Origin of the sequence: Candidatus Symbiopectobacterium sp. 'North America', from assembly GCF_015762685.1 — a bacterium.
Lineage (GTDB): Bacteria > Pseudomonadota > Gammaproteobacteria > Enterobacterales > Enterobacteriaceae > Symbiopectobacterium.
This window is the reverse complement of sequence record NZ_PEHF01000041.1, coordinates 27896-45294: the sequence shown is the minus strand read 5'-3', so window position 1 is coordinate 45294 and position 17399 is coordinate 27896. Positions and strand designations below refer to the sequence as shown.

10 protein-coding genes and 2 pseudogenes are annotated in these 17399 nt (G+C 52.2%); 5 read left to right on the top strand and 7 right to left on the bottom strand.

Annotated features, from left to right (window positions below):
- Positions 1 to 2 precede the first annotated feature (2 nt).
- Entirely contained in the window at positions 3 to 2147 is a 2145-nt protein-coding gene (gene rlmKL / locus CS369_RS09580) for a bifunctional 23S rRNA (guanine(2069)-N(7))-methyltransferase RlmK/23S rRNA (guanine(2445)-N(2))-methyltransferase RlmL (protein ID WP_196906896.1), read from the bottom strand.
- A 212-nt stretch (positions 2148 to 2359) separates the two neighbouring features.
- Here rlmKL and CS369_RS09575 point away from each other — a divergent pair, with 212 nt between their 5' ends.
- Positions 2360 to 3463 (top strand): YcbX family protein, encoded by a 1104-nt coding sequence (locus CS369_RS09575; RefSeq protein WP_196906895.1) that lies wholly within the window; start codon positions 2360 to 2362, stop codon positions 3461 to 3463.
- A gap of 14 nt (positions 3464 to 3477) precedes the next feature.
- On the opposite strand, the gene CS369_RS09570 is transcribed toward CS369_RS09575, so the two are convergent.
- The 3 genes from CS369_RS09570 to pepN form a co-directional block, all read right to left on the bottom strand.
- Positions 3478 to 4044 carry a cell division protein ZapC gene (locus CS369_RS09570; protein WP_196906894.1) on the bottom strand — a complete coding sequence of 189 codons (567 nt, stop codon included), beginning with the start codon at positions 4042 to 4044 and terminating at the stop codon, positions 3478 to 3480.
- Positions 4045 to 4267: 223 nt separating this feature from the next.
- The gene (pyrD, locus tag CS369_RS09565; RefSeq protein WP_196906893.1) at positions 4268 to 5278 is read right to left on the bottom strand and encodes a quinone-dependent dihydroorotate dehydrogenase; all 1011 of its coding nucleotides are present in this window, start codon (positions 5276 to 5278) and stop codon (positions 4268 to 4270) included.
- A gap of 157 nt (positions 5279 to 5435) precedes the next feature.
- On the bottom strand, positions 5436 to 8051 hold the full coding sequence (gene pepN, locus CS369_RS09560) for an aminopeptidase N (RefSeq protein ID WP_196906892.1): 2616 nt from the start codon (positions 8049 to 8051) through the stop codon (positions 5436 to 5438).
- Positions 8052 to 8292: 241 nt separating this feature from the next.
- On the opposite strand from pepN, the pseudogene pncB reads away from it, so the two are divergent.
- From pncB to CS369_RS09540, 4 genes and pseudogenes are all read left to right on the top strand, one after another.
- A pseudogene (gene pncB, locus CS369_RS09555) lies at positions 8293 to 9495 on the top strand (nicotinate phosphoribosyltransferase).
- Positions 9496 to 9656: 161 nt separating this feature from the next.
- A complete protein-coding gene (gene asnS, locus CS369_RS09550; RefSeq protein ID WP_196906891.1) occupies positions 9657 to 11057 on the top strand; it encodes an asparagine--tRNA ligase in 1401 nt (466 codons plus the stop codon).
- Between the two features lie 312 nt (positions 11058 to 11369).
- Positions 11370 to 12503, top strand: a complete 1134-nt coding sequence (locus tag CS369_RS09545; protein ID WP_280514758.1) for a porin — start codon at positions 11370 to 11372, stop codon at positions 12501 to 12503.
- A gap of 230 nt (positions 12504 to 12733) precedes the next feature.
- Positions 12734 to 13924, top strand: a complete 1191-nt coding sequence (locus tag CS369_RS09540) for an amino acid aminotransferase (RefSeq protein WP_196906890.1) — start codon at positions 12734 to 12736, stop codon at positions 13922 to 13924.
- A gap of 43 nt (positions 13925 to 13967) precedes the next feature.
- Here CS369_RS09540 and CS369_RS09535 read toward each other — a convergent pair whose 3' ends face one another.
- The 3 genes and pseudogenes from CS369_RS09535 to ldtD all read right to left on the bottom strand — a co-directional run bounded on the left by CS369_RS09535 (position 13968) and on the right by ldtD (position 17124).
- Positions 13968 to 14600: an MBL fold metallo-hydrolase gene (locus CS369_RS09535; protein ID WP_196906889.1), complete on the bottom strand. Its 633-nt coding sequence runs from the start codon at positions 14598 to 14600 to the stop codon at positions 13968 to 13970.
- 82 nt (positions 14601 to 14682) lie between these two features.
- Positions 14683 to 15231 carry a YcbK family protein gene (locus CS369_RS09530; protein WP_196906888.1) on the bottom strand — a complete coding sequence of 183 codons (549 nt, stop codon included), beginning with the start codon at positions 15229 to 15231 and terminating at the stop codon, positions 14683 to 14685.
- A gap of 174 nt (positions 15232 to 15405) precedes the next feature.
- Positions 15406 to 17124 (bottom strand): annotated as a pseudogene (ldtD, locus tag CS369_RS09525) (L,D-transpeptidase).
- Positions 17125 to 17399: the final 275 nt, after the last annotated feature.

Here is a 17399-nt window from a genome sequence, read left to right as displayed (position 1 = left end):
ACTTACTTTTCCTCGCCCGCGTGTCGCAGCAGCCAGCAGTTATGGATCTGGCGATTGCGGGCAAAATCTAATGAAAGGGTTTTCTCGCTGATTTCCGTGGCGCGAAGCCCAAGGGCTGCAATGCCCGGCTGATCCATCTGGAAACCGCGTTTGTTGTTTGAAAACAGAATGGTACCGCCTCGACGCAGCATACGCTGCAAATCTTTCATCAACGCCAGATGGTCGCGTTGAACGTCAAAAGCATCGGCCATGCGTTTCGAATTTGAGAACGTGGGCGGATCAATAAAAATCAGGTCAAACTGTTCGCGCGTTTCCTGCATCCAGGTCAGGCAATCCCCCTGAATAAGAAGATGCTGACGACCTGCCAGACCATTGCTGCTCAGGTTTTTCTTCGCCCATTCTAGGTAGGTACGCGACATATCCACCGTGGTGGTGGTGCGCGCACCACCCAACCCTGCGTGGACGCTGGCCGTGCCGGTATAGGCGAACAAGTTCAGGAAGTCTTTTCCTTTACTCATTTCGCCCAGCATCTTGCGCGCGATACGGTGATCGAGAAACAGTCCGGTATCAAGATAATCGGTCAGATTTACCAACAGCTTGGCGTTATACTCCTGCATCAGCAGGAAATCGCCCTTCTGCGCCAGTTTTTCATACTGGCTTTTGCCCTTTTGCCGTTCGCGGGTTTTTAACACCAAGCGATTGGCAGGCAGTTCCAACACGTGCAACGTAGCGTTGATAATATCAAACACGCGCTGGCGCGCTTTTTGTGGATCGACGGTTTTCGGCGGCGCATATTCCTGCACCACCACCCAACTGCCATAGCGATCGATAGCCACATTGTATTCCGGCAGATCGGCGTCATACAGCCGGTAGCATTCTATACCTTGCTGCTTAGCCCATTTTTCCAGTTTACGGCAGTTTTTGCGCAGACGGTTGGCAAAATCCGGTGCCACTTCAGCGCTGACAAGCGGCGGAGTGGCTTCACCCGCCAAGGCGTCAGGCGCAGCGCTGATCCGGTAGTTTTTCTGTACGCAATCCAGCGGCCCGTTTTTGGCCTTAAACTGACGTTCAGCACGCAACGGCAGGCTGGTTAACAGCTCCGGTGACGCATTGAACAGCGACAGCGTCCAGCCACCGAACTCACTTTTCAGCTTGCGGCCCAACATATTGTGCAAGGCGATCAGAGCAGGCTCACTCTCCAGACGCTCACCGTAAGGCGGGTTACTTAGTACTGTTCCTGTCGGACCTTGCCGCAGCGGATTGCGCAGTTGCACCGCATCCTGTACCGAGAGAGTTATCAATTCGCTGACACCAGCACGGCGCGCATTGGCGCGCGCCAGCTCAATCACCCGGCTATCGTTGTCTGAACCGTAAAAACGGGAGGTGGTGGTTTGCAGGCCTTGTTTGGCCCTCACCTGCACCTCAGCCACCACGTCACGCCACAAATCGGCGTTATGGTTCAGCCAGGCGCTGAATCCCCAATGATCGCGGCGCAAGCCCGGTGCGCGATCGGCGGCCATCATGGCGGCCTCAATCAACAACGTACCGGAACCGCACAACGGATCGATCATTGGCGTACCCGGCTGCCAACCCGAGCGCAGCACAACGGCCGCCGCCAGGTTTTCTTTCAACGGTGCAGCTCCAGTGCCTTCACGATAACCGCGCTGATGCAAGCCTTCGCCGCTGAGATCCAGCGCAATGCTGGCCGTCTCGCGTTTCAGAAATACATTGATGCGAATATCCGGTTGCTGCTTGGCCACGTTAGGGCGCTGACCGGTTTTACGCACAAAGCTATCGACAATGGCGTCTTTCACTTTCTGTGCGCCGTACTGGGAATTACGAATTTCGTCGTTAGTGCCGGTAAAATGAACCACAAAAGCGCTATCAACCGAGAATACGGAGGTCCAGTCAATGGCCTGAACGCCGAGGTAGAGATCGAGATCGCTGTAGACCTTGCATTCACCGAGCGGCAATAAAATACGTGATGCCAGACGGCTCCACAGCAAGCTGTGATACATCAAACGGTCGTCACCCTGAAAATGCACGCCGCCTTGAACCAGGCTGCATTCCTGCGCACCTAACGCTTCAAGTTCACTTTTAAGCAGTTCTTCCAGACCACGCGCCGTGCTGGCAAACAGAGAATTCATAATACGACGACCACCAAGGTAAAAGGGTAGACCCAGACGACTTCGAGTTGCAGGAAAGCGATAAGTGGTTCGGGTGCCCCCACACAGTCAGCGCACGTGCAATTTGAAGTATCATGGGTGTAACACATAAAATTGAGGCGCATTATAGCTAATCCCAGCGACTTGTCATAAAGTTGCGGCGTTAAAAACCTTTGAACAGATAGGCACTCTTGATGATTGGTGTTTCCCAACTATACGTTCATCCGGTCAAATCCTTGCGCGGCTTGCAACTTTCCCATGCGTTGGCAACGCCCAGCGGTCTGGCGTATGACCGTTCATTTATGGTGACGGAACCCGATGGGACCTTTATCACTGCGCGCCAGTTTCCCGAAATGGTGCTGTTTACACCGGCGTTGCTGCCTGACGGCCTGTTTCTCACCGCACCTGACGGCGCTCAGGCGTTAGTACGCTATGCGGATTTCGCCCACACGCCACAGCCTACTGAAGTCTGGGGCACGCATTTTTCCGCCTGTATCGCACCCGATAACATCAACCAGTGGTTGAGCGGTTATTTTAAACGTCCGGTACAGTTGTGCTGGGTTGGCGGCATGCCCTCTCGTCGCGTAAAGCGTTTTCCCGGCATTCCGTTGGGTTTCGCCGACGGTTACCCTTATCTGTTGGTCAATGAAGCCTCTTTTCAGGCACTGCGCCAGCGTTGTAGCGCTGGGATCAAGCTGACTCAGTTCCGCCCTAATATCGTGGTGACCGGTGCTGATACCTTCGCGGAAGACAGTTGGCAAACGCTGCGTATCGGTGAGGTGACCTTCGACGTTGTCAAACCGTGCAGCCGCTGTGTATTGACCACCGTGAGCACCGAGCGTGGACGCAAGCATCCCTCGAGAGAGCCGCTCGCCACGCTACAAGCCTTCCGCACGGCGGAAAACGGTGACGTGGATTTTGGTCAGAATATGGTGGCGCGTCAAAGCGGTATCATTCGCGTGGGCGATAGCGTCGAGGTGCTGGCAACCAAGCCACCGCGTCTCTATGGTGCAGGAGCTCCTGCCGCAACGCTAGAAGCCCCCATTCAGGCGGAACAAGGCCTTTCCCTGCACTATCAGGGCAAAACGCTGCCGGGGAATAATCAGCAGATTTTGTTAGAGCAACTGGAGCAGCACGGCGTGCGCGTGTCCTATTCTTGCCGGGCGGGCGTGTGCGGTTGTTGCAAAATGACGCTGGTCAGCGGTGAGGTTTCGCCCTTAAAGCGGGGTGCCGTGCGCGAGGATGGCACTATTCTGGCATGCAGTTGCGTGCCGCAGAGAGACCTGGTGCTCTCCTGACAAGAATTCTTCCCCTACACCACCTTGGCATAGGGGAAGGATGCCGATGGCATCGCCCCTGCCAGCGCGCTCTGTTGGGGCAACAGGCGGTCATGCATGATTTTAATCGCTTCGCCTAGCTGCATCGTTTTGCCTTTAAGCATCAGCGCCTCTTGAGCCAACACGCACAAGCTGGCTTTTTCACCGCGATCCACTACCATAAAGCAGGCAATTTCCTGGCTTTCAGCCAGCATTACCCAAACCGCATCGCCCATTTGCGGGGCCTGCTGTTCATGGGGTTGCTGCGCAAAATACCAACTCTTCGGCATCAGGGGTTTTAAATAACGGTGAGCCACCAGCGCATTTAATACCAGCTCTGCCTGCAATTCATGCTGCAACGAAATAGGCTGACATTTTTCCTGAAAGGTGAAAAACAATGCGGCGTCATCAACACAAAATGATACGGGAGCAAATGCATCTGGCGTAAGCATTTTGGCCGCAAAACGAGAACGAAATACCATGCCGTTGGCTAAATCCAACATCATACGATCGTGTTCCGCATCAAAATACCAGCGCCAATTGTCGTCAGGTTTTAATTTCATATTATTCACCTTCCCCCTGGGCTATTCATCGACGCCATTGCGTCTGCACACCACATACCATTGCCATCCTTGACAAGAAAACGGTTAATATCCTTCATACGCTCGGTGAGGGTATGTCAGCCGCGTTTTTTGTAAAAAAGAAGATTAATTGCACAAACGAGTAAAATATAGACTAGCTGGAGGAATAAATAAACCCCCAACGAGAAATGATGTGATGAAAAGATTAAATATGGGTAATGATATCTTTAATCAGGCGCGGTCCATGAAAAATAAAGCCGGAATATATCTGTACCAGTGATGCACCCGCGGCCATTTTTTCCCGTGCGACCATCAGTGAATCGACCCCGCCAACGCCAATAATCGGCAAACGGCCGTTCAATTCTTGCGCCAGACGACGAATAACTTCGGTGCTGCAATGCTGTAACGGATGTCCGCTTAACCCACCGGTTTGCCCACAATGATTTAATCCCTGAATCAAATCACGATTCAGTGTGGTATTGGTGGCAATCACTCCATCAATGTTATGACGCACCAAGCTATCAGCGATTTGGATCAATTCTTCCTCAGAAAGATCCGGTGCGATCTTCACCGCGATCGGCATATATTTATGATGTTGTTGATGCAATGCTTCTTGTTTATTTTTAATCGCCTGCAACAGATCGTCCAGCGCTTCGCCGTATTGCAGAGAACGTAATCCCGGCGTATTCGGTGAAGAGATATTGATCGCAAGATATCCGGCGTGTGCATAGACCTTGTCCATGCAGATCAAATAGTCATCTTTACCCTGCTCTACTGGCGTATCTTTATTCTTGCCGATATTAATTCCCAGCACACCGCCAAAACGGGATTTTTTTACGTTCTCGATCAGGTTATCCACGCCATGGTTATTAAATCCCATGCGGTTAATTAACCCTTCCGCTTCTACGACGCGAAACAGACGCGGTTTATCATTACCGGGCTGCGGACGCGGTGTTACCGTACCGACTTCAATATGACCAAAGCCCACTGCGCCCAGCGCATCAATACAATCGCCATCTTTATCCAGGCCAGAGGCTAAACCGAGTGGATTTTTAAAAGAAAGGCCCATGCAGGTAACAGGTTTGGTGGGAACGGATTGGCGAATAAGAAATTCAAACGGTGTATTAGATAGACGACGTAACTGCTGGAAGATAAATTCGTGAGCCCGTTCTGGATCGAGCTGAAAAAGTGCCTTCTTGATTACGGGATAGAACATAGTGTCTCCTGAGATCCCAAAAGTCATGCATGCAAAATAACAATAAAGCGGGTGACTTCCTGAAGCACGGCGGGAAATGGTAATGATATCGCAGGGGAAAGTAAAACACTTATCACAGAAAACAGGTTCCCGCCTGACGCGGGAACCTTAAGGGGGATTAGCCTTGCAGCGCTTTACTGATTTTCTCAAACAGATCGCCTGAGAGGTTATCCAGCGTTTTCAATTGCTCCAGTGACTGACGCATTAACGCCTGACGCGATTCATCATAGCGCTTCAACCGAATAAGCGGCTCAATCAACCGAGCAGCGACCTGCGGATTGCGGGTATTGAGATCGCTGAGGATCTCGGTCAGGAAGCAGTAGCCCTCTCCATCCGCGGCATGGAACGCGGCCGGATTGGCACTGGCAAACGCCCCGACCAGCGCACGCAGTCGATTGGGGTTATTCAGACTGAATGAACGATGGTTCAGCAACGCTCGCACCCGAAACAACACGTCACTGGCCGGACTGGTAGCTTGCAAGGTGAACCACTTATCCATCACCAGACCATCGGTGTGCCAGCGATCGTCAAACTGCGCCATCAACGTATCTCGCACCGGCAGTTGCGCACTGGCTGCACTGGAGAGCGCCGCCAACGCATACGTCATGTTATCCGCCTGCTGATACTGCGCGCTTACCAGCGCATCAGCCTGCACCTCTTCACCAAACGCCAGATAATAGAGGCAGGTGTTGCGCAGCGCGCGTTTACCAATATCAGCATGTTCAATACGGTACTCTGCGGTGGTGTTAACGCGATACACCGCGAGCCACTCATCGGCCAGCTCTGTCGCCAATGTGCGAACCATCGCTTCGCGCACTGCCGCAATGGCTAGCGGGTCGATAATCTCAAACAGCTCCGCGATTTCGTTTTCACTGGGCAGCGTCAGAATTTGTGCCGCCAACATGGGATCCAGCGCAGGATCCAACAATACCCCACGAAACGCATCGGCCAGATGCAGTGGCAGCGAGAGCGGTTGATGTTGCTGATAGCTCACCACGTTGAGACGAATATGGTTCGCCAGCAGGCTTTGCGCCGCATCCCAGCGCGAAAAATCATTGCGTGCGTGACGCATCAGGAAGGTTAGTTGCGCATCGCTCCAGGCATAGTTGAGTTTAACCGGCGCAGAGAACTCCCTTAATAAAGAGGGGATCGGCTGACTCGGCACATTATCAAACACAAACGTCTGCTCTGCTTTGGTCAGGTTTAGTACCGAATCGATCGTTTGACCCGCATATTGCAACGGAATCACGTTACCCTGCTGATCGTACAGTTCAATATCCAGCGGAATATGCAACGGGCATTTTTCCTGACCATCCGCGCCCACAGGCGTTTTTTGGCTGACCGACAGCAGATATTGCTGCGTTGCAGCATTATAATCATCGCGCACCGTCACCACCGGCGTACCCGACTGGCTGTACCAACGGCGGAACTGCGTCAGATCCACTCCCGAGGCATCTTCCATCGCCTGCACAAAATCATCACAGGTGGCCGCACTGCCGTCATGACGCTCCACATAAAGCCGCATGCCCGCCTGAAATTTATCCTCACCCAGCAGCGTATGCAGCATACGGATCACTTCCGAACCCTTCTCGTATACAGTCAGGGTGTAGAAGTTATTCATTTCGATGACTTGATCCGGGCGGATCGGGTGCGACATCGGGCTGGCATCTTCGGCAAACTGCGCACCGCGCATCACGCGCACGTTATCGATGCGGTTTACTGGGCGCGATCCCAGATCGGAACTGAACTCTTGATCGCGGAACACCGTCAGCCCTTCTTTTAAGCTGAGCTGGAACCAATCACGGCAGGTAATGCGGTTACCCGTCCAGTTGTGAAAATATTCATGGCCGATCACCGCTTCAATATTCAGATAATCTTTATCGGTAGCGGTTTCTGCCTTGGCAAGCACGTATTTGGAGTTAAAGACGTTGAGCCCTTTATTTTCCATCGCGCCCATATTAAAGAAGTCCACCGCGACAATCATATAGATGTCGAGGTCATACTCCAGACCGAAACGGGTTTCATCCCACTTCATGGCGTTTTGCAGTGAGGTCATCGCCCAGCCCGCACGATCGAGATTGCCGCGATCGACATACAACTCCAAGGCCACTTCGCGCCCGGAACGGGTGGTAAAGCTGTCGCTGAGCACATCGAAATCCCCCGCCACCAGCGCGAACAGATAGCAAGGTTTCGGGAACGGATCCTGCCACTCAACCCAGTGTCGGCCATCATCCAGGGTACCCTGTGCGATGCGATTTCCGTTGGAGAGTAAATAAGGATAGCGAACCGGATCGGCGGTGATGCGCGTGGTAAAGCGCGCCAGCACATCGGGGCGATCTAGATAATAGGTGATGTGGCGGAATCCTTCCGCCTCACACTGGGTACAAAGCGCAGCACCAGATTGGTATAACCCCTCCAGCGCGCTGTTGGCGGCAGGATTGATCTCTGTGACGATGCTGAGCGTGAAAGCGGCGGGCAGATGCGTCAACACCAAGCCATCATCCTCAACCTGATAGTGCGGCCAGGCTTGACCATCCACTGTCAGGCTTAACAGCGTCAGCCCTTCACCGTCCAGTTTTAACGGCGCCCCCGCCTCTCCCTGCCGAACTACCTGGCTCACTGCCGTGACGTGCGTTTTCTGTGCATCCAGAACAAAATCAAGCGCGATATCGCTGATGGTATAGTCCGGCGCTCGGTAATCATGACGGTATTTTACTTGCGACTGTTGATTCATAGGATGTTTACACCTCACTCTTTGCTTTGACAGTTCAGTTTATGCCTGTTACAACGATGTTGCCATGACTAAGTAATGAGAATAATAACCATGTCAGAGCACGAATGGTCCTCTCTTTCTGGCCGAATTATGATGTTATCTGGTGATAGCGACAACGCAGCGTGAATCAAGGTATACTCACCGAACGTTGCTGATGATTTTGATAGTGAAAACGCGTCTGACGAGGATGCTGTAACGCATTATGACTTTACACCCTTCCCCGATTTTGAACTCATTGCTGGATACGGATGCGTACAAGCTTCATATGCAGCAAGCGGTGTTTCATCATTATTATGATGTGGACGTTACAGCGGAATTCCGCTGCCGTGGCGATGAGCTGTTAGGGAGTTATGCAGAGGCTATCACCGCGCAGATTGCGCTGATGAGCCAACTGTTACTCAGCGACGACGAGTTCGCTTACCTCTCTACGCTGCTTTTTTTACCGCAGATTATTTACAGTGGCTACGCCATTTCCGCTTTAACCCGCAGCAGGTTACCGTAAGCAATCATCACGGTAAGCGGGATATTCGCATTCGTGGCCCATGGCGCGAAGTGATTTTATGGGAAGTCCCCTTGCTGGCGGTGATCAGTGAAGCGGTACACCGTTCGTGCACACCGGACGTTAGCGCCGTGCACGCCGTGGCGCCGCACGCTGACGCAGTTTCGTGAACGTAGTCAGGGTATCGACCTGAGCCATTTCAAACTGATGGATTTCGGCACTCGGCGCCGTTTCTCCCGCGACGTGCAACACGAGATCGTGAGCGTATTACAGCAAGAGTTCCCTTATTTGATTGGCACCAGCAACTACGATCTGGCGCGCCGCTTGGGGCTGACACCGGTGGGAACGCAGGCGCATGAATGGTTCCAGGCGCACCAGCAACTCGGCGCAACATTGGCTAACAGCCAACGTGCCGCCCTGCACGCCTGGTTGGTGGAATACCCCGATCAGCTCGGTATCGCGCTGACGGATTGCATTACCATGGATGCGTTCCTGCGCGATTTCGATCTCGATTTCGCTAATGCCTATCAGGGTCTGCGTCATGATTCCGGGGATCCGATCGATTGGGGCGAAAAGGCCATCGCACATTATCAACGCTTAGACATTGACCCCATGAGTAAGAGTAAGACGCTGGTGTTCTCCGATAACTTGCATCTGGAAAAAGCGCTTACACTCTATCGCCATTTTTCTCAGCGCATCAATCTGGTGTTTGGCATCGGCACGCGGTTGACCTGCGATATTCCAGGCGTTACACCGCTGAATATCGTCATCAAGCTGGTGGAGTGCAACGGTCGCCCGGTGGCGAAACTCTCCGACAGCCCCGGCAAAACCATCTGCCATGACGCCGCATTTATTTCCGCACTACGCAAAGCCTTCGATCTGCCGCGTATCAGAAAAGCCAGTTAGTTTGCTCGATTGCTCAGTATTTAACCCAACATTACCGGAATGCGCAAAACTTGACGCATTCCGGTGATTTCTGCTTGTGTCCTGCCAGACGGCAAGTAACATAGCAAATCACCCTTAGGGGTTGACCCGTTAAATATCATTCATTGAGAAGAGAGAATTTTATGAGCGTAGTGCCTGTAGTCGACGTACTGCAAGGCCGTGTCGCCGTTGACAGTGAAGTCACCGTGCGCGGCTGGGTACGTACCCGGAGAGATTCTAAAGCCGGTATCTCCTTTATCGCCGTCTATGACGGTTCCTGCTTTAATCCGTTACAGGCGGTCGTAAATAATAATCTTCCCAATTACCAGAATGACGTTCTGAAATTGACCACTGGCTGCTCTGTGATCGTCACTGGTACCGTGGTTGCGTCGCCGGGTGAAGGTCAGTCGTTCGAAATTCAAGCCACCGCCGTTGAAGTGGTGGGCTGGGTGGACGATCCGGATACCTATCCGATGGCAGCAAAACGTCACAGTATTGAGTACCTGCGTGAAGTCGCGCACCTGCGCCCGCGCACTAACCTGATCGGTGCCGTAGCACGCGTGCGTCATACGCTGGCCCAGGCCATTCACCGCTTCTTCCATGAAAACGTTTATTTCTGGGTCTCTACGCCGCTTATCACAGCGTCGGATACCGAAGGTGCCGGTGAAATGTTTCGCGTTTCCACGCTGGATCTGGAAAACCTGCCGCGTACCGAGGCGGGCAAAGTGGATTTCAGTGAAGATTTCTTTGGCAAAGAGGCTTTCTTGACCGTTTCAGGCCAATTGAACGGTGAAACCTACTCCTGTGCGCTCTCCAATGTGTACACCTTTGGCCCCACGTTCCGAGCCGAAAACTCCAACACCAGCCGCCATCTGGCAGAATTCTGGATGATCGAGCCGGAAGTGGCCTTTGCTACTCTGGACGATGCCGCAGCGCTGGCAGAAAGCCTGTTGAAATACGTATTCAAAGCCGTGCTCGAAGAGCGCGCTGATGACATGGCGTTTTTTGCTGAGCGTGTCGATAAAGAAGCCATCATCCGTCTGGAAAACTTTGTCAGTGCAGATTTTGCCCAGGTGGATTATACCGACGCTATCGAGATCCTACTGAATTGCGGACACACCTTCGAAAATCCGGTGTTCTGGGGCGTTGATCTTGCCTCCGAGCATGAGCGCTATCTGGCAGAGCAGCACTTTAAAGCACCGGTGGTGGTGAAAAACTACCCGAAAGACATCAAAGCGTTCTATATGCGTATGAATGAAGACGGTAAAACCGTCGCGGCCATGGACGTATTGGCACCGGGCATCGGCGAAATCATCGGTGGTTCTCAGCGTGAAGAGCGTCTGGCACAGTTGGACAGCCGTCTGGAAGAGATGGGACTTAATAAAGAAGATTACTGGTGGTATCGCGATCTGCGTCGCTACGGCACCATTCCGCACTCTGGTTTTGGGCTCGGATTTGAACGTCTGATTGCCTATGTTACCGGTGTACAAAATGTGCGCGATGTGATCCCTTTCCCACGCACTCCACGTAACGCCAGTTTCTAAATGCGCATTAAACATAAGTAAAACAAATAACTAGAAAAAAGGCCGCGAATTTTTCGCGGTCTTTTTTTCTTTCAGATAAGGCTCACAAAGCTCCCTAAATATTACATTTTGAAACATATTATTTCTTTTTGTTACCTTATTACGAGCTTAGTATCATTTTTGGGGTAGATTAACGGGCGAGTGAATGGAACACGGCGTTCAGACACAGGAGGACACCAAACTTCCAGTGATAGTTCCGTAAGAGTTTTATTACTTTTTTCGAGAATTGTTAATGGCAGCGGCGGGTGTCTTAAAACACCAATGAGGGTAATAATGATGAAACGCAATATTCTTGCAGTAGTAATCCCGGCTTTGTTGGCTGCGGGTGCAGTAAACGCAGCAGAAGTGTACAACAAAGACGGCAACAAACTGGACCTGTACGGTAAAGTTACCGCTAAACACCGTTTCTCTGATTACAATGGCGAAAACGGTGACAAATCTTATGCTCGTCTGGGTTTCAAAGGTGAAACTCAGATCAATAGCGATGTAACGGGCTACGGTCGTTACGAAGCTGAATTCGCTGGCAACAAAGAAGAAGGTTCTGACGTTGCTACTCGTTATGCCTTCGCTGGTCTGAAAATCACTGATTTCGGTACCATCGACTACGGTCGTAACATGGGTATCGCTTACGATTCTCTGGCATACACCGACGTTCTGCCTGAGTGGGGCGGCGATCAATCCAACTCTGACAACTTCCTGACTGGCCGTTCTACTGGCGTTCTGACCTACCGTAACAAAGATTTCTTTGGTATGGTTGATGGTCTGGTTGATGGTCTGAATTTCGGTCTGCAATACCAAGGTTCTAACAACTCCACTACGCTGAACGAAGGTAAGGACCGCAAACTGTCTCGTCAGAATGGCGACGGTTGGGGTACTTCTGTTGAGTACGTATCTCCTGTAGGCGTAGGCATTGTTGCTAACTACGCAGCAGTAAACCGCACCAATGAGCAAAACTCTCAGTCTGTTTCTGGTCAAGGCAAGAAAGCCGAAGCTTGGGGTACAGGTCTGAAGTATGATGCCAACAACATCTATGTTGCTGCCATCTACTCTGAACTGCGTAATGTATCCTTCGTTGAAGGCATTCCGAGCACCGTTGCTCCGGGTACTACTTTTGACGCATTTGCAGACAAAACTGAAGTTTTCGAAGCTGTTGCTCGGTATAACTTCGACTTCGGCCTGACGCCTTCTCTGGGTTACGTTCAAGCTAAAGCCAAAGGCACAGATACCTCTACTGGTATTTCTGGCAACGACTACATCACCAAATACGTGAGCTTGGGTGCAACCTACGCATTCAACAAAAACTTCTCCGTATACTCTGAATACGAAATTAACCTGATCAAATCTGACAACCTCTACAGCATCAATGATGATGACAAAGTTGCTGTTGGTGTAACTTATCAGTTCTAATTTCGTTTTATCACCACTGCATTACGCAGTCTGATAACGAAAAAGACAGGGCTTCGTGCCCTGTCTTTTTGTTTTCTACAGCCTGACTATTAGCGCCATTTATGGCTATCGCTCCTGCCACAATTTTTCCTGTTATTTCACCCGCATTTTGATCGCAAACGGTTGGCAAAGCTTATGGCTAGCGGTAGAATTAAAGTTTTTGCCTAACCTCTGTCATGGAATAGCCATCAATGTTTGAACATATTACTGCCGCTGCCGCTGATCCGATTCTTGGCCTGGCAGATCTGTTTCGCGCCGACTCCCGTCCACAAAAAATCAATCTGGGTATCGGCGTATACAAAGATGAAACCGGAAAGACACCGGTGCTGGCCAGCGTAAAAAAAGCAGAACAATTTTTGCTTGAAAATGAAGCTACCAAAAACTATCTCGGGATCGATGGCCTGCCCGAGTTCGCCCTGCGTACGCAAGAGCTGCTGTTCGGCAAACAAAGCGCGATTATCAGTGAAAAGCGTGCGCGTAGCGCACAAACGCCGGGTGGTACCGGTGGCCTGCGTATTGCCGCAGAATTTATCGCCAGCCAGACCTCCGCTAAGCGTATTTGGGTTAGTAACCCGAGCTGGCCCAACCATAAAAACGTGTTCCAGGCTGCCGGGCTGGAAGTGTGTGATTATCACTACTACGATGCCGCTAACCACGCGCTGGACTTTGATGGCATGGTAAAAAGCCTTGAAGCGGTTCAGGCGGGCGACGTGGTGTTATTCCACGGCTGTTGCCACAACCCGACGGGTATCGATCCAACGGCGCAGCAGTGGCAAGCACTGGCTGACTTGTCCGCACAGAAAGGTTGGCTGCCGCTGTTTGATTTTGCCTATCAGGGCTTTGCTCGCGGGCTGGAAGAGGATGCTGAGGGGCTGCGTATTTTCGCTGCTTCCCATTCTGAGCTACTGGTCTCCAGCTCCTATTCTAAGAACTTTGGCCTGTATAACGAACGTGTCGGTGCCTGCACGCTGGTCGCGGCCAATGCCGATGTGGCAGACAAAGCGTTTAGCCAGATGAAATCCATCATCCGCGCTAACTACTCCAACCCACCGGCCCACGGTGCGGCGGTGGTAGCGACCATCCTCGGCAACGAAGCGTTGCGTACCCTGTGGGAACAGGAACTGACGGCAATGCGCGAGCGCATCCAACGCATGCGTCATCTGTTCGTCAATACCTTGCAGGAAAAAGGCGCGACGCAGGATTTCTCATTTATCATTCAGCAGAACGGCATGTTCTCATTCAGCGGTCTGACCAAAGAGCAAGTATTGCGTCTACGCGATGAGTTTGCGGTCTATGCGGTGAACTCTGGACGAGTTAACGTGGCAGGTATGACGCCGGAAAATATGGCTCCGCTGTGCGAAGCCATTGTGGCCGTGCTGTAATATGCTGTAAGGCATCCCCTGCTAGTCGGGGGATGCCTGTGCATTAATCATGCACAAAAGGATTGGTCTTACGCTCCGGCCCCAGCGTCGACATCGGGCCGTGTCCAGGAATAAAGGTGATATCATCCCCGAGTGGGAAGAGCTTGGTGCGGATAGACGTAATCAATGCCTGATGATCGCCCTGCGGGAAATCACTGCGCCCTACACCGCCATTAAAGATCACATCGCCCACCTGCGCCAAACGCGATACTTTGTCAATAAACACCACGTGGCCCGGCGTATGTCCCGGACAGTGCAACACGGACAGCTCAGTGTTACCTATCGTCACCGAATCCCCTTCTTGCAACCAGCGCGTCGGTGTTAACGGCGCACACTCTGTCAGGCCAAACATGCGGCTCTGTGCGGGCAAACCATCAAGCCAGAAGGCATCAGCGGGATGTGGGCCGATAATCGGCACCTGATAGTGATCGGCCAGTTGCTGAGCCGCACCGACGTGATCGAGATGTCCATGCGTCAACAGGATTTGCGATACCTTGATGTCGCACTGCGCGACGGCACGTTTGATTTTTTCCGCTTCGCCACCGGGGTCAACAATCGCCGCGTCGCGGGTTTCCTCACACCATAACAACGTACAGTTTTGGCTGAACGTCGTCACGAGAACAATCTGGTATTTCATAGCACTCCACTTCACGAAAAAGCACCCTTATGTGACCATCATCATGACACGGTCAGGCCGCAGGGCCTATTAGCGTTAAGGGTTACCAGCTCCGCGTCGGCCCGGTATCAATGTGCACGAAATTACTTTTCGGATAGTAGCCTACGCCACCCGCCTTCAGTTTCAGCGCCGCTTTGCGAATATTGGCCAGTTGCACACCCTCGATGTGAAAATCCATCTCCTGCCCTTTGGTGTGATAGCTCTGTTTGGCCACGCCGCGCGAATGGCTGCGCATTTCATTGTTGGTGTCCACCGAGCGGTACCCCGAAATCAACTGCACCGGTTTGTTGGTGCCTAACATCACCTGCAAGCGATAGAGTTGGTCAAACAGCGCAGGATCGATGGTTTTGATTTTATTGGCGCGATAATCACGGAAGAAGTGGTTCAGACGGAACAATTCATCTTTGTTGTAACGGCGGCCATCGAAGAATTCAGTTTTAAGGTACTCGCCGGTATTGAGGTTTGCTAGCGTGAGAATACGTGGACGTGGGGTTGATAGCGTGGCAAACGCCTGCCCCGGTAGCATGGCTGCGCCCAACGCGGCCCCACCCAGCGCCAGCCATCTGCGGCGATGATGATCGATGAATTCCATGAAGTGTGCCCCTGCTTAAAAGGCATAACGACGAAAAAAATGCTCGATTTTTCACTATAACCGTGCAGTGCATTGGAGTCAACCCGTTTTACTACAGGGTATGCGGAGGATCGCGTTGATCCCCCGCTACGATTTAAACCCTGTGACAGCGCTAACGCCCCAGAATATCAGCGGTTACTGGAGCAGTTGCCCTGCCTTGCCCAGGATGCTCGCCCCGCATTTTACCGTATCATCATAATTGTAAATATCTGTACGAAACTGGGGTTTGCCGTCGTCGGCTACCCAGGCCGTCAAATAGTACAGATTGACCGGAATACGCTGTTTGACCGGCACATAGGTGGTATTTCCCTGCGCCAGCGTGGAGGAAATACGCGCATCGTTCCAACCAGCATCCTGCAACAGCAGCCCAGCCAGTTCGGAAGCTTTGTTCACGCGCACGCAGCCCGAACTGAGCGCGCGAATGTCGCGCTGGAACAGCCCATGATTCGGCGTGTCGTGCAAGTAAATCGCTTCGCAATTGGGCATATTGAATTTATACCGCCCCAACGAGTTATTGGCACCGGGAGCCTGGCGAATGCGATACGGGAAACGATCGGCCGACACCATGGACCAGTCAATCATCGTCGGATCGATGGTCTCCGCTTCGGAATGCCAGCCAGAGAGCAGTGTATAATTATTGCGCTGCAAATAGCTGGGATCCTTGATAACTTTGGGGACGATATCCTGACGAATCAGCGTAGTGGCCACGTTCCACGGAGGGTTGACCACCACGTTATACAATGAACTGCTCAGCAACGGCGTTTTGCGTTTCGGTTGTCCAACAATCACACGCGAAGAGAGCCGCTGCGTACCATTTTGATAATAGTTCAGCGAATAATCTGGGATGTTCACCATGATGCCGGTGCTCACATTATCCGGCACCAGACGCAGGCGTTGAATATTAAGCGCCAGCAGCGCTGCACGGGTTTGCGGAGAAACATTCAGCCAATCCCGCGTCCGCTTGCCAATGACGCCGTCGGCGTCTAACCCTTGCCACTGCTGGAAGCGCTTGACCCCCTCGACCAGATCGCCCGTATAGGTATCCGATGACGGAGCAGCCGCATCGGTAGCAGCAGGTTGCTCATTGAACAAGGTGATGGTCCCTGACGTGTCAAGCATACCGGTGCGTTGCAGTATTTCACGCAGCACGGCCAGATCATTGTTTTGCTGTTCGGGACGCAAGGTACCCGACATCGTCAACACCGGCCAGGGACGCGTATCCAACAACAGCGTTTTTAACGCCTGATGCATCTTGGCATATTGTGAATGGCGCGGTGCAAGCGATGAAACAAAACCAGCTCTGTTGCCCGCGACCAGTGCCTGCCGCCATTGCTCCACGCGCGCAGGCGATTGCAAACGGTAGGGGACGCTGCTGTAGAGCCAGTCGGTTCCGTTACGCTCCACGCCGTCAACAAATTGCAGATAGCCCAGCATGGCATCCGACAACAGAACGTCGCGCGCCATCCCGTTGATACTGGCATCGGTCAACCAGGTCACCCATTGCGTGAACTGCGGCTGAATCCCTGACAGCGCGACTTCCGCCAACTGTTGCTGAAGCTGCACCACGGCGTGCTCATCCGCCCACAGTCGTTATGCCGGATGCAATGCGTAGAGTGCGGTGATTTCTGAAAGATAATGCGGTTTAACGCCTTTCGCCGCCAACCCCTGTAACGCCGCCGCGCTGGTTTCATGAGACGCAGAGCCTGCGGTGTGCGAAGAGACACCCGTCGCTGCATGGGGAATTACCGCCGCCAGCCCGCTAGCCGACAACGCACAGAAAGAAAACAGGCTCAAGGCCCACAGCGCACCAACACGGCACAGTGTGCTCTGCGCTTTTTGCTCACATAACAACATCCATTCATCCCCTGTATTCACTAAACGCGATATCAGCCACGATATTTTTATCGGCAATGAAAGCCACGAGGTCCAATGGATATGACTCCCTAATTCACGTTATGAAGAAACTGATTGTCATCAAATAGCGCAAAACGTTGAGATGACCTGCCACTTTAATTATTCGCTCATCATTATCATTAGTATATAAAGAGACAATGTTTTTTTCGCCACTTCCCTCAGGTTTATTTCACTGGTCCGTCATGTGCACAGCGCAAATTAGGGAAATTAAGAGA